Source organism: Brevibacterium picturae (genome assembly GCF_030453725.1).
Classification (GTDB): Bacteria; Actinomycetota; Actinomycetes; order Actinomycetales; family Brevibacteriaceae; genus Brevibacterium; species Brevibacterium sandarakinum_A.
In genome coordinates this window covers 1-19,661 of the sequence record NZ_JAKDJU010000048.1, presented here as the reverse complement: position 1 = coordinate 19,661, position 19,661 = coordinate 1, and the positions used below count along the sequence as shown (strand labels likewise).

The 19,661-nt window shown below is 63.2% G+C and carries 17 protein-coding genes; 1 reads left to right on the top strand and 16 read right to left on the bottom strand.

Features of this window, described 5'->3' with window-relative positions; translation table 11 throughout:
* Positions 1–93: 93 nt before the first annotated feature.
* The 11 genes from L0G76_RS07070 to cysK form a co-directional block, all read right to left on the bottom strand.
* Positions 94–1,791, bottom strand: a complete 1,698-nt coding sequence (locus L0G76_RS07070; protein WP_304356589.1) for an ABC transporter family substrate-binding protein — start codon at positions 1,789–1,791, stop codon at positions 94–96.
* Positions 1,792–1,876: 85 nt separating this feature from the next.
* Entirely contained in the window at positions 1,877–3,982 is a 2,106-nt protein-coding gene (locus L0G76_RS07065; protein ID WP_304356588.1) for an ABC transporter ATP-binding protein, read from the bottom strand.
* A complete protein-coding gene (locus tag L0G76_RS07060; RefSeq protein ID WP_304356587.1) occupies positions 3,975–4,892 on the bottom strand; it encodes an ABC transporter permease in 918 nt (305 codons plus the stop codon). The genes L0G76_RS07065 and L0G76_RS07060 overlap by 8 nt, the downstream gene beginning before the upstream one ends.
* 1 nt (position 4,893) lies before the next feature.
* Positions 4,894–5,877 (bottom strand): ABC transporter permease, encoded by a 984-nt coding sequence (locus L0G76_RS07055; RefSeq protein ID WP_304356586.1) that lies wholly within the window; start codon positions 5,875–5,877, stop codon positions 4,894–4,896.
* Between the two features lie 514 nt (positions 5,878–6,391).
* A complete protein-coding gene (gene ilvD, locus L0G76_RS07050; RefSeq protein WP_304356585.1) occupies positions 6,392–8,104 on the bottom strand; it encodes a dihydroxy-acid dehydratase in 1,713 nt (570 codons plus the stop codon).
* A 136-nt stretch (positions 8,105–8,240) separates the two neighbouring features.
* A complete protein-coding gene (locus L0G76_RS07045; protein WP_304356584.1) occupies positions 8,241–9,188 on the bottom strand; it encodes a 2-hydroxyacid dehydrogenase in 948 nt (315 codons plus the stop codon).
* Between the two features lie 66 nt (positions 9,189–9,254).
* Entirely contained in the window at positions 9,255–9,719 is a 465-nt protein-coding gene (locus L0G76_RS07040; protein ID WP_304356583.1) for a MarR family winged helix-turn-helix transcriptional regulator, read from the bottom strand.
* 2 nt (positions 9,720–9,721) lie between these two features.
* Positions 9,722–10,411, bottom strand: a complete 690-nt coding sequence (locus tag L0G76_RS07035) for an NAD(P)H-dependent oxidoreductase (protein WP_304356582.1) — start codon at positions 10,409–10,411, stop codon at positions 9,722–9,724.
* Complete coding sequence (locus tag L0G76_RS07030) at positions 10,411–11,589, bottom strand: LLM class flavin-dependent oxidoreductase (RefSeq protein WP_304356581.1); 1,179 nt, start codon at positions 11,587–11,589, stop codon at positions 10,411–10,413. The genes L0G76_RS07035 and L0G76_RS07030 overlap by 1 nt, the downstream gene beginning before the upstream one ends.
* A 281-nt stretch (positions 11,590–11,870) precedes the next feature.
* The gene (epsC, locus tag L0G76_RS07025) at positions 11,871–12,551 is read right to left on the bottom strand and encodes a serine O-acetyltransferase EpsC (RefSeq protein WP_304356580.1); all 681 of its coding nucleotides are present in this window, start codon (positions 12,549–12,551) and stop codon (positions 11,871–11,873) included.
* 125 nt (positions 12,552–12,676) lie between these two features.
* Positions 12,677–13,603, bottom strand: a complete 927-nt coding sequence (gene cysK, locus L0G76_RS07020; protein ID WP_304356579.1) for a cysteine synthase A — start codon at positions 13,601–13,603, stop codon at positions 12,677–12,679.
* A gap of 517 nt (positions 13,604–14,120) precedes the next feature.
* On the opposite strand from cysK, the gene def reads away from it, so the two are divergent.
* A complete protein-coding gene (gene def / locus L0G76_RS07015; RefSeq protein WP_304356578.1) occupies positions 14,121–14,693 on the top strand; it encodes a peptide deformylase in 573 nt (190 codons plus the stop codon).
* 80 nt (positions 14,694–14,773) lie between these two features.
* On the opposite strand, the gene L0G76_RS07010 is transcribed toward def, so the two are convergent.
* From L0G76_RS07010 to L0G76_RS06990, 5 genes are all read right to left on the bottom strand, one after another.
* Positions 14,774–15,778 carry a hypothetical protein gene (locus tag L0G76_RS07010; protein WP_304356577.1) on the bottom strand — a complete coding sequence of 335 codons (1,005 nt, stop codon included), beginning with the start codon at positions 15,776–15,778 and terminating at the stop codon, positions 14,774–14,776.
* 253 nt (positions 15,779–16,031) lie between these two features.
* Positions 16,032–17,513 carry an Asp-tRNA(Asn)/Glu-tRNA(Gln) amidotransferase subunit GatB gene (gene gatB / locus L0G76_RS07005; protein WP_304356576.1) on the bottom strand — a complete coding sequence of 494 codons (1,482 nt, stop codon included), beginning with the start codon at positions 17,511–17,513 and terminating at the stop codon, positions 16,032–16,034.
* The gene (gene gatA / locus L0G76_RS07000) at positions 17,510–19,012 is read right to left on the bottom strand and encodes an Asp-tRNA(Asn)/Glu-tRNA(Gln) amidotransferase subunit GatA (RefSeq protein ID WP_304356575.1); all 1,503 of its coding nucleotides are present in this window, start codon (positions 19,010–19,012) and stop codon (positions 17,510–17,512) included. The genes gatB and gatA overlap by 4 nt, the downstream gene beginning before the upstream one ends.
* Positions 19,012–19,317 (bottom strand): Asp-tRNA(Asn)/Glu-tRNA(Gln) amidotransferase subunit GatC, encoded by a 306-nt coding sequence (gatC, locus tag L0G76_RS06995; protein WP_092107072.1) that lies wholly within the window; start codon positions 19,315–19,317, stop codon positions 19,012–19,014. Before gatC ends, gatA begins: the two co-directional genes overlap by 1 nt.
* Before the next feature lie 160 nt (positions 19,318–19,477).
* Positions 19,478–19,661: hypothetical protein (locus L0G76_RS06990; RefSeq protein WP_304356574.1), on the bottom strand; the 184-nt coding region annotated here is incomplete at its 5' end.

Below are 19,661 nucleotides of genomic sequence, written 5' to 3'. Positions count from 1 at the left end.
AGAAGAGCCGGCCCCGTGGGAGAACGTGAGCCCACGGGACCGGCGACTGGGGGTGATCGTGACGATCACAGACGAATCAGACGATGATCAGGTTCATTTCTTGAATCCGATGCTCGTCCAATCGGGTGTTTCGAGCTGGCGCGGCCCGAGATTCATGATGTCGTCCTTGACGCCCCAGACGTAAGGGGTCGGGTAGAACGGGATCAGCGGCTTGAGTTTGAGCACTTCGGCATCGCCCTCGTTCGCCAGCTTCTTCGACTCGGCCGGGTCGAGGGTCTTCGTTGCGGCCTTGAACTTCTCACCGATCGCGTCGGTGGAGATCTTCGAGTGGTTCTGCTCCGAGTCGGCCGGGTAGAACAGGTTCGACCCCGACGAGATCGGGAAGGCCGTGCCCTCCCAGGTGAACGTGGCCATGTCGAAGTTGCCGTTGAGCACGTGATCGGCGAAGTACGCGGCAATCGGCACGGTCTCGAGTTTGATCTTGAAGCCGATCTCGTTGAGGTCCTTCATGATCTGCTCCGCGCGCTGGGCGTTGGACGCGGTGTCGGCGGGAACGACGATATTGAACGTCAGCTTCTCGCCGTCCTTCTCCCGCACCCCATCGTCTCCTTCGGTCCAGCCCGCGTCGTCGAGGATCTTCTTCGCGGCTTCCGGATCGAAGTCCAGGCTTCCATTCGTATTGTCCTGGTAACCGTCCTGACCCGGCATGAAGGTGACGTTGTTGACCAGGGTCACCGGTGCCTCGACGGGGCCGATGGCTGCCTGGGCGATGGCCTCACGGTTGATCGCATGACCGATTGCGTCGCGGACTTCCTGCTCTTTGAGCGCACCCTTCTCCGCATTCAGCGTCACGTGGGTCCACTGCATGCCCTGCGACTTGTAGATTTCGCCGTCTTCGCGCTTTCCGGCAGTCTCATATGAGTCTCCGTCGGTGCCGATGTCGACGAGGTCGATCTCCTTGTTCGCATAGGCCTGGGCCTGCTGTGCCTGCGAAACGACCTTGAAGATGACCTTGTCCAGCTTGGGCTCCTGGCCCCACCACTTGTCGTTTTGGACCATGGTGATGACGCCGGCTTTGTTGTCGACCTTCTTGGCTTTGAACGGTCCGTTCGAGGGCAGCACGTCCTTGACGTAGTCCTTGTTGAACGCCTTGGGATCTTCCGTGATCTCATTGGGAACCGGTGCAGCAATGTAGTTGGGCCAGTCGATGTTCGGGGTCTTGAACGTCACTTCGACGTTGTATTTGTCATCGCCGGCTTCGATGCTCTCGATGTCCTCGTAGCCCTTGGTCGAGGCGACTTGGTATTTCTCGTTCTCACCGTTCTGGGTTTTCCAGAATGCTTTGTAGTCCTCGACGTCGATCGGGGTGCCGTCCTCCCAGACGGCGTCCTTGTTGAGTTTGACGTCGATGACGAGGGGATCCTCGCTGGCGATCTCGACGCTCTCGGCGTAGTTCTTGTCGACTTCCCAGCTGCCATCGGCCTTGATCTTGATCGGTCCGCCCAGTGAGGTGCCGTAGAGGTTGTTGTTGTCCACGTGCGCGCCGTCGGCGTGGTAGTAGTTGAGGCTGGCTGGGATCTCCGTCATCGGGTAGGTGAGAGTCCCGCCATCGGCGATCTCGTCGTAGCCTGCCTTCTGATAGTCGGTGGACGGCAGGCCCGCGATCTCCTCGTTCGCCTTGTCGGCGTCGACTCCCGCGGAGTTCTTGTTGTCCTGTTGGCATCCGGAGAGGGCGAGGCCCAATGCCGCGGTCGCGGCGACAACCGTTGTCGCCTTGTTCCTCATCTTCATGAGTTCCTCTTTTCTCTTCTCTGAGACGTGGTTGATGGGTGGGGTCGGTGGGATGATCGGTCGGTGGGCTCGGTGTCGGGACCGGTCAGCTCGAGTGTTCGAGCTCGTGGATCCGTTCGGAGAAGTGGCAAGCCACCAGGTTGGACTCCGCCCGCCGAGGTTGGGGATCGTCGCGTGCGCATCTGTCCTGGTCGGTTTCGGGCAGCAGCAAGAAGAGCGGACATCTGGTGCGGAAGCGACACCCTGAAATCTCGTCGGTCGGGCTCGGGAGGTCACCCGAGAGGAGCACCCTCTCGCGTGATTTCTCAACGGCGGGATCGGGTACAGGGATCGCTGACATCAGCGCCCGGGTGTACGGGTGCTGCGGGTTGTCGTAGAGATCTTCGGAGGCGCCGAATTCGACGATTCGCCCCAAGTACATCACCGCGACGTGATCGGCGATCTGCCTTACGACTGCCAGGTCATGGGCGACGAAGAGATAGGACAGTCCGAGTGAGTCGCGCAGATCTTCGAGCAGGTTGATGACACCGGCCTGCACGGACACGTCGAGGGCGGAGACGGGCTCGTCGAGGACGAGCAGCTTCGGGTTCGTCACGAGCGCCCGGGCGATGCCGATGCGCTGACGCTGGCCGCCGGAGAACTCGTGCGGGTACCGATCTGCCATGTTCGCGTCGAGGCCCACCAGTTCGAGCATCTCGGCGACTGTGTCATTGCGCTCCTTGGTCGGGACCTTGTGGACCGTCAGTGGCTCCGCGATCACCTCGCCGACCGGCAGCCGTGGATCGATCGCGGCCATCGGGTCCTGGAACACGACCTGGACATCCTTTCGCATGGCCAAACGATCTCGTTTGGACAGCTCGGACACGTCGACTCCGTTGATGACGATCTTGCCCTTCTGGGGTGCCACCATCTCGAGAACCTCGCCGATGGTCGTCGACTTGCCGCAGCCTGACTCTCCGACCAGTCCGAGGGTCTGTCCCTCTCTGATCTCGAGGTCGATGCCGTCGACTGCTCGCACGGTTCCGATCTGTCGTTTGAAGACGGCACCTTTGAGCAGGGGGAAATGCTTCTGCAGGCCGGTGACTTCGAGGATCCTGTCGGCTGCGTCGTCCTTGACCCGTTTTTCTACGGGTTCTGGCCGGGGGAAGATGCTGCCGGCGGTCAGGTCCCCCGAGGCGATCTCATCGGCCCGGTGGCAGGCGGCGGCCACGCCTGGTGTTCCGTGCCCGATGAGTTCGGGTTCGACCTCGCGGCACGTGTCGATGGCGATCGGGCAGCGCGGGGCGAAGGGGCAGCCCGGGACCATGTTCGACAGCGACGGCGGTTTGCCCTCCAACGGCACCAGCCGCTGGGTTCCAGCCGTCGCCAGGTTCGGCACCGAGCGCAGAAGCCCCGTCGTGTAGGGCATCTGCGGACGGGCGAAGACCTGCTCGACGGGCCCGGTCTCGACGAGTCGACCCGCGTACATGACCGCGATGCGATCCGCGTGACCCGCGACTACACCGAGGTCGTGCGTGATGAGCACGATGGCGGCTCCGGTGATCTCGCGTGCTTTCTGCAGAACGTCGAGGATCTGGGCCTGGATCGTGACATCGAGCGCGGTGGTCGGCTCGTCGGCGATGATGAGGTCCGGATCGTTGGCGATCGCGATGGCGATCATGGCACGCTGGCGCATACCGCCGGAGAACTCGTGCGGATACGCTCTGACCCGACGTTCGGGACCGGGAATGCCAACGACCCGCAGCAGCTCGATCGCGCGTTCGTGTGCGGCCTCCTTCGACATCGCTTCGTCGTGGAGAAGGAGTCCCTCGGAGATCTGTTCGCCGATCGTATAGACCGGGGTCAGTGCCGACAGCGGGTCTTGGAACACCATGGCGATCTCGGAGCCACGCAGCTTCGACATCTCATGATCGTCCATGTCCAGCAGGGATCGCCCACGGTACTTGATCGAGCCGTCGATCTGGGCGTTGCTGGGAAGCAGACCCATCACGGCCATGGACGAAACTGACTTGCCGGATCCGGATTCGCCGACGATGCCCAGGAACTCGCCGGGCATGACTTCGTAGTCGACGCCACGAACGGCCTTCACATCGCCCTTGGGATTCGGGAACGTGACGGTCAGGTCTCTGACTTCGAGGATCGGGGCCGGCGCGGGTGGGGTGGACTGGTTGGTGCTGAGAGTCTCAGTCACGATTGGCTCCTGAGGTGGGATCGATGGCGTCGCGGAGTGCATCGGCCATCAGGCTGATGGCGAAGAGCATGAGTACGAGGACGCCTGCGGGAAAGACGAAGAGCCACGGGCGGGTCACAGCCGCCCCGGATCCTTCGGCCAGGAGCGTGCCGATGGAGACATCGGGCTTCTGGATTCCGAGGTTGAAGTAGCTCAGCGAGGTTTCGGTCAGGATCGCGGAGACCACTCCCAAGGTGGCATCGACGATGAGAATCGACGCGACGTTCGGGATGATGTGTCGGCTCAGTATCCGTGGGGTGGAGACACCCATGTACCGTGCCGCCTTGACGAAGTCACGGTCTTTGATGGCCTTCGTCTGGTTCCTCACGACCTGTGCCATGATCATCCAGCCGAACAGGGCGAGGAAGACGACGATCGCCATCCACGAGAGCTGACGCAGCATCGGGGCCAGGAGGACGAGGATGAAGAACGCGGGCAACACGAGCAGCAGGTTGATGAACCACACGATGACGACCTCGATGCGACCGCCGAAGTATCCCGCTGTCGAGCCGATGATCGCGGCCAGAAGACTCGCCGAGGGTCCGGCGATGATGCCGATGAGCAGGGACTTCTGCAATCCGGCCACGGTTTGAGCGTATATGTCCTGCCCGATGGTGTTCGTGCCGAACCAGTGCTGGGCGTTCGGTGCTTCGTTGAGCGCGTAGATGTCCTGATCAGTGGGCGAATAGATGTTGATCGTGTTGCCGAAGACCGCGAACAGGACGAAGAACCCCAACATGATTCCACCGACCCAGAAGCGAGGGGTCGACCGCAGTCGGCGCCAGATCAGGGTGAGACGGGACGTGGGCTTCGAACGAGGAGGCACAACCTCGGTGTCGGGAGTCGTGGAGATCGGAATTTCGGTCGCCATGTCAGATCCTCACTCTCGGGTCGAGGGCAGCGTAGAGGACCTCCGACAGGGTCGAGGAGATCAGAGTCAGCACTGCGATGAAAAGGACGGAACCGGCAGCAGCGTTGATATCGGACTGCAGGATCGAGTTGATGGTGAACTCCCCCATGCCGTGCCAGGAGAACACCACCTCGAGCATCGCCGATCCCGCGACGAGTGTGCCGAAGGCGTAGGCGAAGTAGGTCGACATCGGGATGAGCGCCACCCGCACGCCGTGCTTGACCAATGCGGTCTTGCGGGTGCGGCCCTTCGACCGCGCGGTGCGGATGAAGTCGGAGGCCAGCACGTCGAGCATCACCGAGCGCTGATAGCGCGAATAGGTCGCGGCGCCCATCAGCACCAATGCCAATGTCGGCAGCAGCATATGTGAGAGCTGATCGGTGAACCACGGGAAGAATCCCGGCGGTATGTCGGCCGTGTATTCACCGGAGAACCGAATCAGGCTTGTGCCGATCAGACGGTTGAATCCGGTGGCGATGATCATTAACACCACACCGATGACAAATGTCGGCGTGGCGATGATCAGATAGGACGCATATGTCACGGTCTGGTCGGAGGCTTTGTATTGCTTGACCGCCCCCCAGACACCGAGGATGACACCCAGAATGGCTCCCAGGATGGAACCGATGAGCAGAAGCTTGAGGCTCACACTGGCACGGGTCATGATCTCCTGGAAGACCGGATTGTTGTGGACCGTCGTGCTGAAGTCCCCGTGAAGGAAGATATTCGTCAGCCAGGTCCACGTGCGCTCGAGGATCGGCACATCCGGATTGGTCCCGTGCCCGTTAAGGATGGACTTGATCGACGCGTCGGACAGCGGCGGATTCTGCCCTCGATAGCGGGCTGCCGGATCCATGAAAGCACTGGAGGTGATGTAAGCGGTCACCGTGGCGATGAACGCGAGGATGAAATAGTTGACGAATCGTCGAAGAACGTATTTGCCCATGCCGAGACCTAAATGGCTGCGACGCGACGACTTCCGTGATTCTTCTCTGAATGGTGCATCGGCCCGGGGATGAGCGAATAGATCTCTTTGCGAATCTCGAGGGGTTTACGAGTCATCTGCAATCAAAATTCCTTTGCGCGAAAGTGCTGTCAGTTCAGCGACTTTGTTCGGATCCTCAATGAATCATCACAAACAACTGAACGTAAGTTGTACTGTATACAGATGTGATGCTCCGCACAAAGAGCCTTGCGCAATTTCTTTTGCCTCCCCTGCTTGTACCGCAGATTCTCGGGCGACACGCCGGGGTTACATTTGGGTAACATGCGGGGCTCATTGACCCCTTCGAGCGCTTGAGCGCTTGATTGCGATCGACCGCACACTTTCCTTCGGCCAACTCGGCCACAGAAGAGCCGAAGCGGTGCGGACGCTGGTCCGCACCGCCTCGGCGATGGATCGCTCCCCCGCTCAGCGGCGGGGAGGCTATTCGATGATCAGGTCATCGGGTGATTCCTGCTCAGAAGCAGACGGCTCCGGTGGAGGCCGACTGCACGAGCTTCGCGTACTTTCCGAGGACCCCGGTCAGGCGGTGGTTCTCCGGCAGCGTCCAGGTCTTGCGACGTTCGGCGAGGACCGCATCGTCGACGTGGAGCTCGATCGATCGCGCAGCGATGTCGACGGTGATCTTGTCGCCGTCCTCGACGAATGCGATCGGACCGCCGTCGACGGCCTCGGGTGCCACGTGTCCGATGCACAGACCTGTGGATCCGCCCGAGAAGCGTCCGTCGGTGATGAGCAGGACGTCCTTGCCGATTCCTGCACCCTTGATGGCGCCGGTGATGGCCAACATCTCGCGCATGCCGGGGCCGCCCTTGGGTCCTTCATAGCGAATGACGACGACGTCGCCCTTCTTCAGCTCACCGCCCAGCACGGCATCCATGGCCGGCTGCTCCCGGTCGAAGACGCGTGCGGTGCCCTCGAAGATGTCGGCGTCGAAGCCGGCGGACTTCACGACTGCGCCTTCGGGAGCCATCGACCCCTGGAGCACGGTGAGACCGCCTGTGGCGTGGATCGGATTGTTGAGCGCACGCAGGATCTTGCCGTCGGGATCCGGCGGATTGATGCTCTCGAGGTTCTCTGCCACGGTCTTGCCGGTCACGGTCATGCAGTCGCCGTTGAGCAGCCCCGCGTCGAGCAGAGCCTTCATCACCACGGGCACGCCGCCGATCTTGAACACATCGTTCATCACGTACTGACCGAAGGGCTTGACGTTGCCCAGGTGCGGGACCTTGTCACCGATGCGGTTGAAGTCGTCGAGCGCGAGTTCGACTCCGGCTTCGTGGGCGATGGCCAGCAGATGGAGGACTGCGTTGGTCGAGCCGCCGAAGGCCATGACCACGGCGATCGCGTTGTGCAGCGATTCCTTCGTGATGATGTCCTTCGTCGTGATTCCCTGACGCAGCAGGTTGACGACGGCGTCACCGGATTTGCGGGCGAACATCGTGCGGTCCCGGTGGATGGCCGGTGGTGCGGCCGAACCTGGCAGGGACATGCCCATGGCCTCGGCGGCCGAGGCCATGGTGTTGGCGGTATACATGCCACCACAGGCACCTTCACCTGGGCAGACGGCGCGTTCGATGGCGTCGACGTCGCCCTGGGTGATCGTTCCAGCGCGGCAGGCGCCGACGGCCTCGAAGGCGTCGATGAGGGTGACTTCCTTCTCGGACCCGTCAGACATCTTCGCGGTGCCCGGCATGATCGAACCGTTGTAGAGGAAGACGCTGGAGAGGCCGAGTCGGGCCGATGCCATGAGCATGCCCGGGATCGACTTGTCACAGCCGGCCATGAGGATCGAGCCGTCGAGGCGTTCCGCGCTCATCACGGTCTCAACGGAGTCGGTGATGACTTCGCGCGAGACCAGAGAGTAGTGCATGCCCTCGTGGCCCATGGAGATGCCGTCGGAGACCGAGATGGTGCCGAATTCGAGTGGGAATCCGCCTGATTCGTGGACGCCTTCCTTGGCGGCTCCGCCGAGGCGCTGAAGTGACATATTGCACGGGGTGATCTCGTTCCACGAGGTCGCGATGGCGATCTGTGGTTTGACCCAGTCGTCATCGCCCATGCCGACGGCCCTCAGCATGCCGCGGGCGGCAGTGGCCTCGAGGCCATCGGTCACATCGCGGGAGCGGGGTTTGATGTCCGGAGAGGTGGTGTTCGTATCAATGCTCATGCAGGCACTCTACGCCGGAGTCCACACTGCATAGGCCAAGTTCTCGCATGTTGGAACTTGTTTTGAACAGTTCGCCCGAATGCGCTCAGTTCATTCAGTGGCGCGGGGTCAGGTCACTCTGTGAAGCAGGGTCAGGTCACTCCCCCGAGACGAGGTTGAGCGGTTGTTCGCCGTCGTTGAGGCGGCGCACCTGCTCGGCCAGAATCTGCACCACCCGAGGCTCGAACGCCGAGGTGTCGCCTCCCTCATGGGGTGTGATGAGAGTGTTCGGACTCCCCCACAGCGGGTGATTCTCCGGCAGCGGTTCGGGGTCCATGACGTCGAGGGCGGCATGCAGGCGCCCGGTGCTCAGTTCGGCCACCAGCGCGTCGGTGTCGACGACCTTGCCGCGGGCGACGTTGACGATGAGTGCGTTGTCGGGCAGCCGGGCGAGGAAGTCCTTGTCGACGAGCTTGTTCGTCGCCTCGGTCAGCGGCGTGATGAGGACGACCACCTCGGTGTGGGGTAGGAGCGTCGGCAGTTCATCGACGCTGTGGATCTGGCCGCGGTCGTCTTCGCGTGCGGTGGTCGCGACCCGCGTGAGGTCGACCTCGAAGGGTTCGAACCGATCGGCGATCGCGGAGCCGATCTCGCCGGCGCCGATGATCATGACGCGGCGGTCCTGCAGGGAGCGGTTGCGCTTGTGGTTCCAGATCCTCGCGCCCTGCGCGCGAACGGCATCGTCGATGCCGCGCAGGCTCGCCAGAGTCAGGGCCAGGGCGAGTTCGGCCGTGCCGCCGGTGTGCACGCCCGAGGCGGTCGCGACTTGGATTCCACGCTCCGGCAGGTGCGCGACGGGATCGTAGCCGGTGGTCTGGGTGATGACCAGCCCCAGATTCGGCAGCTCGTCGAGCAGTTCGATGGTCGGCCCCGAGTTGAGGTACGGGAGCACGACGACGTCGACGTCGTCGCGGCTGAGCTTCGCCGACTTATCGGCGTCCGAGTAGACGACCAGGTCGACGTTGGCGCGCTGGTGCGCCGGAATCCGGGCGATGACGCGGTTGCGGAGTTCAGAGTCTGGAAAGGCAATGGTCTTGATCGACATAGACACATTGTCCCACGAGCCGAGCCATTCGGGCAGGTTCGATCTGGCTGGCCGACCCCGGCAGGTCTACTCCGGCAGGGCCTTGCCGATCCGTGCGAACACTGCCTCGATGACCTCGAGCTCGTCATCGTCGACATGGGAGAGGAAGACCTCGTCGATGTTCTCCCGGTGCTGGCGCCCCGCGTTGAGGAAGGCCTGGGCCCCAGCCTCGGTGAGGCCGACGTTGTGCGCCCGTTTGTCGTCCGCGCATTCCGTCTTCGTCACCAGACCGGCGTCTTCGAGCACCTTGATCCGATAGTTCAGCCGTGACGGTGAGAACACCAGCTTCCTGGCCAGCACGCTCATCGTCAGCGTGTGGGTCGGCTCCTCCCACAGCAGCAGCAGCGTGTTGTAGTCGCTGACGGTCAGCCCTGCACGGTTCTTGAGGTTTCCCTCGAGGTTCTGTCTGATGCGCTGAGAGGTCTCGAAGTACACCCGCCACGACCTCTGCGCCAGGGCGTCACGACCGATTCCGAGCTTGATCTCAACCATCGTCAGCCCTCGAGAAGCTGAGCGAACGGGGTGATGAACTCGGGATTGAACTCATCATCGATGCTCGGATTTCTCCGCGTCCCAGCACGGCCGAACTCACCGGTCGTCGCGGACGAGGCTTCGGCCCCCGCATGCGGAGCAGCTGCGACACTGTTCAGGCTCGCCGCCAATCCGATCAGCTCGGCGCTGGCCTGAGCGATCCGGGCGCCCAGGCTGCGGCCGCCCTCGACGCTGCCCCAGTCATCGGTGGCAGCGAAGACCGTCGTCGGCACGACGATGCCCTTGAGGTAGGACAGCATCGGGCGCAGCACGGTCTCTCCTGCCAGCGAGTGCCGCGGTGTGCCGCCGGTGGAGCCGATGAGCACGGGCTTGTTCGCCAGTGCCTTCTCGTCGATGAGCTGCCAGAACAGGGTGTGCAGTCCCACCGGCGCAACCTTGTACACGGGTGCGACGGTGACGATCACGTCCGCCTCGGCGACTTGCGCGAATGCCGCCTCGAGGTTCTCCGAGCGGAACCCGGTCAGGGCCATATCTGTGAGGTCCGAGCTCAGGTTCCGCACGTTGACGCTTTCGGTCTCCGGGCTCAGGCCCGCATCGTCTGCCGCCGAGGTGGCCGCCGCGGTGATCTTGTTCGCCAGTTTCAGTGTGGTCGAGTCCTCGCTCAGCGAGGTCGTGATGCTCAGTATCCGCATCAGCGATCAGCTCCTTGGGTGTCTTTCTGCTCTGCGGCCTTGGTCTGACGGTCGGCATAGGCACGCGATCCGGGTCCGCCGCCGGGGATGGGGTCCCGGCCTTCGCGGTGGCGAAGGACGAGCGATTCGTGAGTCGGTGCGTCGGGGACATCGGCGGGACGATTCTTCGCGAATTCCTTCCGCAGGACCGGGACGACTTCCTCGCCGAGGAGGTCGAGCTGTTCCAGCACCGTCTTCTGGGGCAGTCCCGCATGGTCGATGAGGAAGAGCTGACGCTGGTAGTCCCCGGCCCAGTCGCGGAAACTCAGGGTGCGTTCGATGACCTGCTGGGGTGATCCGACGGTCAGCGGGGTCTGCGTCGAGAAGTCCTCAAGGCTGGGCCCGTGGCCGTAGACCGGTGCGTTGTCGAAGTACGGGCGGAACTCGTTGACGGCGTCCTGCGAGTTCTTGCGCATGAACACCTGACCGCCGAGTCCCACGATCGCCTGGTTCGCCGCTCCGTGTCCGTAGTATTCGTAGCGCTGGCGGTAGAGCTGGACCATGCGTGCGGTGTGCGACATGGGCCAGAAGATGTTGTTGTGGAAGTAGCCGTCACCGTAGTAGGCGGCCTGCTCAGCGATTTCGGGGCTGCGGATCGATCCGTGCCACACGAAGGGCGGGACATCGTCGAGTGGTGTCGGTGTGACGGTGAACCCGTTGAGGGGCGTGCGGAACTTGCCTTCCCAGTCGAGGTTCTTCTCCCGCCAGAGACGGTAGAGCAGGTTGTAGTTCTCGACCGCCAGCGGGATGCCCGAGCGGATGTCCTTGCCGAACCAGGGGTAGACGGGTCCGGTGTTGCCGCGTCCCATGACCAGGCTGATGCGCCCGTCGGAGAGATGCTGAGCATAGGCGTAGTCCTCGGCGATGCGCACCGGGTCGGTCGTCGTGATCAGGGTGGTGGCCGTTGACAGGCGCAGCCTCTCCGTCTGTGCCGCGATGTTCGCGAGCAGGACCGGTGGGTTCGCGGGTGCGACGAACGGCGGGTTGTGGTGCTGCCCGGTGGCGAAGACGTCAAGGCCGACCTCTTCGGCCTTCTTGGCGATCTCGACCGTGTTCTTGATCCGCTGGTTCTCAGACACTGTGGTGCCATTGGTGGGATCAGTGGTGACGTCTCCAATGGTGAAGATTCCCAATTCCATGTCTGCTCCTTCTGCTCGTCGCTCGCGAGCCCTCATCGAACCGAATAGCTTCAGTTTTGAAGTAACTAGTTGAAAGTTTAACAGACAGTGGATGGGAAGTATTCCCGAGCAGTCTTGGGGCAGCCCCCAGACCCGATGAGGGCTGTGGCGGCAACACAAAAGCCGGGCCTGCCAAGTCGAGATCCCCTCAGGGACGTCAGCTCGGCAAACCCGGCGAATGATGTCTTCGGAACAGTCGGACTCAGACGGACGGTCCGGTCAGATCCGGATGCCGGTTCTGCTCAGATCCAGATGGCTGGGTCGATCAGCTCGAAGTCGGCGTCCTTGGACCGCGTGTCATCGGCCTTCGACCCGCCCGCCTCGGCGTCGGCGAGCTTCCTATACGGCCTGACTTTTGCCGGGATTCCGACTGCGCTCGAGTCGGAGGCGACGTCTTTGACGACGACCGCATTGGCACCCACCGAGGAGTTGTCGCCCACCACGACCGGTCCGAGGATCTTCGCACCGGCGCCGACGAGGACATGGTTGCCGATGGTCGGGTGGCGCTTCGCCTGCTCCATCGACGTCCCGCCCAGGGTGACCTGGTGGTAGAGCATGACGTCGTCGCCGATCTCCGATGTTTCGCCGATGACGACTCCGTTGGCGTGGTCGATGAAGAATCGTCGCCCGATCTGTGCACCGGGATGGATCTCGACGCCGGTCAGGGTCCGCACGGCCTGCGACAGCAGCCTGGCCGGCACCTTTGCGGTGTCGTTGCGCCACAGGCGGTGCAGGCCGCGGTGGGCCCAGATCGCATGCATGCCCGGATAGGAGACCAGCGAGACGAAATCGTTGGTGGCCGCGGGGTCGCGCCGGCGAACGGTATCGAGGTCCTCGCGCAGTGTCGCGCGCACCCCGGGTCGACTCAGCCCATAGGCGGCTGCGCCGATCGCCGCAGCCGCCACAGTCCACAGTGCCTTCATCTCAATATTCCTTCATGCTCGTCATCGTCAATCCCCAATGCCGCGAGGGCGCCAAACACATGCTTGACGCCCTCACCGCAGAACTGGGCCCTGCCTCAGGCAGTGCTCAGTCGAAGTTCTTCTGATCAGTCCATGTACTCTTCGAACAGCGGGGTGGTCAGGTAGCGCTCACCGAAGTCGGGCAGAATGACGACGATGCGCTTGCCGGCGTTCTCCGGGCGTGCGCCCAGCTGCTCGGCGGCGATGAGCGCGGCACCGGACGAGATTCCGACGAGCAGCCCCTCTTCCTTCGCGACCTCGCGGGCGCGGGTGAAGGATTCCTCGTTCTCGATGGTGATGACCTCATCGTAGATCTTGGTGTTGAGCACGCCGGGGACGAAGTTGGCACCGAGTCCCTGGATCTTGTGCGGGCCGGCGTCTCCACCGGAAAGCAGCGGGGAGGCTGCGGGCTCGACGGCGACGATCTTGACGTCCGGGTTGGCCTCACGCAGGGCTGCTCCGGCTCCCGTGATGGTTCCGCCGGTGCCGATGCCCGAGACGAAGATGTCGACCTTGCCGTCGGTGTCGGCGAGGATCTCGGGGCCGGTGGTGCTGCGGTGGATATCAGCGTTGGCCTGGTTCTCGAACTGACGGACCAGGACTGCACCCTCGGCGGCAAGCTCTTCGGCCTTGTCGACAGCGCCCTTCATACCCTGGGCCTTATCGGTGAGGACGAGCTCGGCACCGAAGGCGCGCAGAAGTGCACGACGTTCCTTCGACATCGATTCCGGCATGGTCAGCAGAACCTTGTATCCACGCGAGGTGCCCACCATCGCCAACGCGATGCCGGTGTTGCCGGAGGTCGCTTCGACGATCGTTCCGCCCGACTTGAGGTCGCCCGAGGCTTCGGCGGCGTCGATCATTGCGACACCGATGCGGTCCTTGACCGAGTTCGCGGGATTGTACGACTCGAGCTTGGCGACGATCTCCGCGCCAGAGCGTTCGCTCGCCTGATTCACACGAATCAACGGGGTGCGGCCGACCAGTTCGGAAACATTGTTGAAGATAGTCAAGACATGTCCTTTCACGCATATTTGTTCGCCCGATACCGAGGGCTGTGACGAAGATGTCACGTCACCACCAGCCAAAGGCTTCAGCTGCTGACCTCGTCTCGTGGACCGAGACGGTTCATCTCCATCATAACCACGCGACATTCGCGGATGTTCCCCACGCGGTTGCTCAACAATCCATGTTCGCTTCCGGCGAAATATGAAGCCGACGCAAGCCATCAGCAATGAACCAGCCGCATCTGACGGCGGAATCGGAAGACTCAGGCAGGCGAACCGCTGAACAATCACGGGCGCGAATATCGGTGCCGCGTCCCTCGTTGCCGGCATTTCGGCCCCGCTGTCGGCTTTCGACCCCACTGTGAAGGTGCGAATCTGAGACGCCGAGGTGGCCGTGGCCATACTCGTCGTCGACTCGAGTGCGACGTGAAGGTGCCACGCGAAAGGAGCGTCGGAAGCGGACTCGGATGAGCAGGCCGTCCTCGGAGGGAACGCGGTGGGCAAAGCCGATACGATTGTCCCCATGCCTATTCATTCCATCGTCATCTACGGCGAACCCGTGCTGCATCAGCGTGCAGAGAAGATCACCGAATTCGACGAGGAGCTCGCACGTCTGGTCTCCGATATGCATGAGACGCTCGATGCCAGCAACGGTGTGGGCCTCGCCGCTCCGCAGATCGGAGTGGGAAAGCGCATCTTCGTCTACAACGCCGAGGACGATGCCGGAATCCGCAGACGAGGCACCTTCATCAACCCGCTGCTCATCGCCTCGAAGGTCCCCGACACCCATCCGGATCCCGATGATGAGACCGAAGGATGCCTCTCGGTGCCCAGCCTCGACTTTCCGCTCAAGCGCGCCGACCGTGTCACGGTCAACGGGGTCGACGAAACCGGCCAGTCGGTGTCACTGACGGCCGAAGGATGGTTCGCCCGCATCATGCAGCACGAGTACGACCATCTCCAGGGCACGCTCTATGTCGATCGTCTCGACAGGCGCTGGTCGAAGAAGTGGAAGAAGGAGCAGACTGCCAACGGGTACAACGTTCCCGGGCGCTCATGGAAGCCGGGTGTCGATCCCGATCCCTTCGGTCACTGAGCCCACACCGACTCGGCGCTGATTCGGCACTTGTTCGCAACCGTTTCGCCACCGATTCGGCGCTGCTGACTGTGCTCGGATCACTCCAAGCTGCGGTCGTCCTTCGAAGCAGGTGGCGACGATTCCAGCGCGTCAATCGATTCCTGGGCGGCCGCCAGGCGTGTGTCGAAGTCGTCGAAGTCGTCCGCGGTCTGGTCGAGCTCTGCGACGAGACCGGAGATGACCGATGACTGCGATTCGGCGTCGATCCGCAGTTCCCTGAACTGCCAGTCCGCGGAGTCATCGGCAGCTGTCCGGGACAGAACGTCGAGGACTCTGTCGCCGAGTTCACGTGAACGTTCGGAATTGTGAAGCAGCATGAGCTGCTGATCGAGTTCGGTGAGTCGCTCATAGTACTCATGCATCGACAGCACACGATTGGCCATCGATGTGAACGCCACAGAGAGTTTCGACAGGTATGTCTCAACCGACTTCGCAGTTCCGGCATCCCTGATGCTCTCAATCTCCTCACGCAGCCGGACCAGTTCGGTCAACCGGACGCCGATCGAAGCGACGGTGTGATCGAGGTCGACACGTGAGACGTGATCACGCAGGATCGGGTGGGTCCAGGCCCGTGTGCGCACGATCTTCCTGGCGATGGCCACCGCCAGGTGGAACAGTCGCTGCTCGTCGGTGTCGCGACCTTCCTTGCGGCCCGGTTGGAATCCCAGTGAGGCCGGAGTGATCCACTGCGCCTGGCCCACCTTCTGCCGGTTCTTCCGGCTCAGGCGTTTGGGATCACGGAAGTACTTCGGACCGGTGACTGCGGCGAACACTCCGGTGCCCACTGCGGTGACTCCGCCGAGTGCCCCGAAGGTCAGTGCCGCATCGGCGAAACCGGACACCAGCGCCAGACCGCCGGGCGCCGCGAAGCCCGCTGTGACGGCGGTGCCGGCGCCGGTGCCGCCCTTGAACAGGACACTGGAGCGGAAGAGGTTCCGGCGCATCCCTCCGGTGAGCATGATCGCGCTCGGGGCACCAGCGGTGTAGCGATACCCTCGAGCGTTCCAGGCCTTCATGATGCCCTGGTTGACGCTTTCGGGCACCAGGACACGATAGATCGGGATCGCTTTCCCGCATTCGCTCTTCCACAACGACTTCCACGACTGGGACACCGCACTCACCTCCACACACGGATGACACGCTCGCGCCGATGTCCGCCGGTTCCACGTCCGGCGAAGTCGACGTCCGGCCCGTGAGAATGTGAACAGCCACACCCTCCGAACTTCTTTGGTGTCCAAGTCTAGAGGGTGTGGCTGGATCAATGCTGAGTTCTGTTCACCTCAGCCCAGCGGCCACTCAGCCGTTGATCTTGGCCAGGATCAGATCCTTGGCCTTTCCGGCATCGGCCTGACCGCGGGTGGCCTTCATGATCGGTCCCATCAGGGCACCGATGGCCTGCATCTTTCCGCCCTTGATCTTGTCGACCACATCGGGGTTCGCAGCGATCGCTTCATCCACGGCCGCTTCGAGAGCTCCGGTGTCTTCGACGATCTCGAGACCACGGGCACTCATCACCTCGGCGGGGTCGCCTTCTCCGTCGGCAACGGCCGTGAGGACGTCCTTGGCGAGCTTGTCATTGAGCTTGCCGTCGTTGATCAGCCCGATCAGGGCAGCAACCTGAGCCGGTGTGACGAGCTCGGCAGGATTCCGGTCCTTCTGGTTGGCCAGCCTGGCCACCTCACCGGTCCACCATTTGCGTGCCGCTGCGGGCTTCGCACCGGCGGTCACGGTCTCCTCAATGGCTTCGAGCAGACCCGCGTTGACGATGTCGCGCATCTCCAGATCGGAGAATTCCCACACACCCGCCAGGCGACGGCGCTTCTGGGCCGGCAGCTCGGGCAGGGTCGCTCGCAGCTCCTCGACCCAATCTCGGCTGGGCACGAGGGGCACGAGATCCGGCTCTGGGAAGTACCGGTAGTCGTCGGCGTCGGACTTCGGGCGTCCCGAAGACGTCTCCCCCGTACCTTCGTGGAAGTGACGGGTCTCCTGCACGATCGTCTCTCCGGCTTCGAGTCGGGTCGCCTGGCGCGCGATCTCGTAGCGGACCGCACGCTCGATCGAGCGGAAGGAGTTGACGTTCTTCGTCTCCGTGCGGATGCCCAGCGGTGCGTCCGGACTCTCGCGCAGTGAGACGTTGACGTCGGCACGGACGTTGCCCTGTTCCATGCGTGCCTCTGAGACATCGACGGCGCGGAAGATGTCACGCAGGGTGCGCACATAGGTGGAGGCCACCTCGGCGGCCCGATCCCCTGTCCCGGTGATCGGGTGGGTCACGATCTCGACCAGCGGCACACCGGCACGGTTGTAGTCGACCAGGGAATGGTCGGCCCCGTGGATGCGTCCGGTGGCGCCGCCGATATGCGTGTTCTTGCCGGCGTCTTCCTCCATGTGGGCGCGTTCGACGGGGATAGTGAACATCGTTCCGTCTCCGAGCTCGACCTCGACCGCGCCCTCCGAGGCGATGGGTTCATCGGACTGACTGGTCTGGAAGTCCTTGGGCACGTCCGGGTAGAAGTAGTTCTTCCGGGCGAAGCGGCAGGTCTCTGCGATCTCGCAGCCCAGTGCCAGGCCGATCTTGATCGCGTATTCGACGCCCTTCTCGTTGACGACGGGAAGGGAGCCCGGCAGCCCCAGGGAGGTGGGGGTGATGTTGGTGTTCGGTCCGCCGCCGAAGGTGTTGGGAGCGGCGTCGAACATTTTGGTCGCGGTGCCCAATTCGACGTGGACCTCGATGCCGATGACCGGATCGTATTTTCTGATCGCGTCTTCGTATTTCACTTGGTGGTCAGTCCTTCCGCGAGAGTATCGAGCACACGAGTCCCGGAGGCTTCCAAGGCGGCCTCGAGCGGGCCGGCCACCTCGTACATCGTTACGTCCTCTCGTGCCGGGGCGAGGATCTGGAATCCGACGGGCAGTCCGTCGGACAATCCTGCGGGCAACGAGAGTCCGGGGATGCCGGCGAGGTTGGCCGGGATCGTCGCGACGTCGCCGAGGTAGAGAGCCATCGGGTCGGATGCCGCCTCGGCGCCGAATTTCAGTGCCGTCGTCGGTGCTGTCGGTGAGACGAGGACGTCGCAGGACTCGAAGGCCTTCGCGAAGTCGTTCTGCACCAGGGTGCGGATCTTCTGTGCCGAACCGTAGTAGGCATCGTAGTAACCGGCCGACAGGGCGTAGGTGCCGAGGATGATGCGGCGCTTGACCTCATCGCCGAAGCCGGCCGCACGGGTGGCTGCCATGACCGTCTCTGCGGTGACCGGACCTGATTCGGGTTCGATCCGCAGTCCGTAACGCATGCCGTCGTAGCGGGCCAGGTTCGAGGACACCTCGGAGGGCATGATGAGGTAGTAGGCATCGAGTGCGTAGGAGATCGACGGGCAGTCGACCTCGACGATCTCGGCACCCGCTGCGGCGGCCACGTCGAGGGCAGCGGAGAACGCATCGCGGACCCCGTCCTGGTAGCCTTCCCCGCGCAGCTGCTTGATGACGCCGAGCTTCTTGCCCTTCAGGTCCGAAGTCTGTGCCGCGGAGACGAAGCCTGCCACCGGGTCCGGCAGCGAGGTCGAGTCGAGCGGGTCGTGTCCGGCGAGCAGTTCGTGCAATGCCGCGGCATCGGCGACGCTGCGGCCCATCGGGCCGACCTGATCGAGGCTCGAGGCCATGGCGATGATGCCGAAGCGCGAGATCGAACCGTAGGTCGGCTTCACACCGACGGTGCCGGTGAACGCGGCGGGCTGTCGCACCGAGCCGCCGGTGTCCGTGCCGACGGACAGCGGGGCCTGATATCCGGCCAGTGCCGCAGCGGCACCGCCGGAGGAGCCGCCGGGCACGTGATCGAGGTTCCAGGGGTTGCGGGTGGTGCCGAAGGCCGAGTGCTCGGTCGTCGACCCCATGGCGAATTCGTCGAGGTTGGTCTTGCCCAGGACCGGGAGTCCGGCGGCCTTGACCTTGTTGTGCACGGTCGATTCGTAGGGTGGAACCCAGTTCTCGAGCATCTTCGAGGCGGCGGTGGTGCGCACGCCCTCGGTGACGACGAGGTCCTTCAGCGCCACGGGCACTCCGGCCAGGGCGTGGACGTCGTCACCGGCACTGCGCTTGGCGTCGACCGCTGTGGCTGTCTCCAGTGCCCGATCATCGGTGACGGTGATGAATGAGCCGAAGTCGGCTTCGGTGGCGTGGATGCGATCCAGGTGGGCCTGGGTCACCTCGACGGAGGAGAACTCGCCGGATTTCAAACCTGCGGCGAGTTCGAGGGCGCTCTTGTGCGTCAGTTCGCTCATCACTCCTCCCCGAGGATCTGCGGGACGAGGAATTTGTCGTCGGCCGCGGCCGGGGCCGAGGCCAGAGCCTGCTCGCTGGTCAGGGTCTCACCCACGACATCGGGGCGCAGCACGTTCGACAATGCGATCGGGTGGCTGGTCGCCGGTACGTCGTCGCCGGCCACTTCGTTGACCCTGGCGACATTGCTCAAAATGGTGCTCAGGTCACCGGCGAGCGACTTCAGCTCGTCTTCGCCCATGGCGATCCGAGACAGCGAAGCCAAATGCTCGACCTGCTCGGGGGTGATTGCGGAGGACTCCGTCATTCCCTGCCTTTCATCGTCTCTGTTTACTCGTCAGCAAGTCTAGTCTCTTTGCCGGACGTGTTCTGATGAGTCCGATGTGAGGTTCGCCGAGCAGCATTGCTCAGCTTCGCCGAGGCGGGTGCCGGTTACGAGCGAGCGCGGAGACAGTCCGCGTCTCAGGTCAGGCGACGGAGCGTTCGGGCCAGGTGCGTTCGCCCTTGATGTAGCTCGAGAGGTCCCCGAGCACCCTGTCCGCGTCCGACTGGGAGAACTCCCCCGCGTCGACTCCGGACTGCAGATCGCTGGCGAGATCTCTCACTCGTGACTGGGCGTCGGCAGCGGTGTGCGCCACCAGGCCCGCGCTG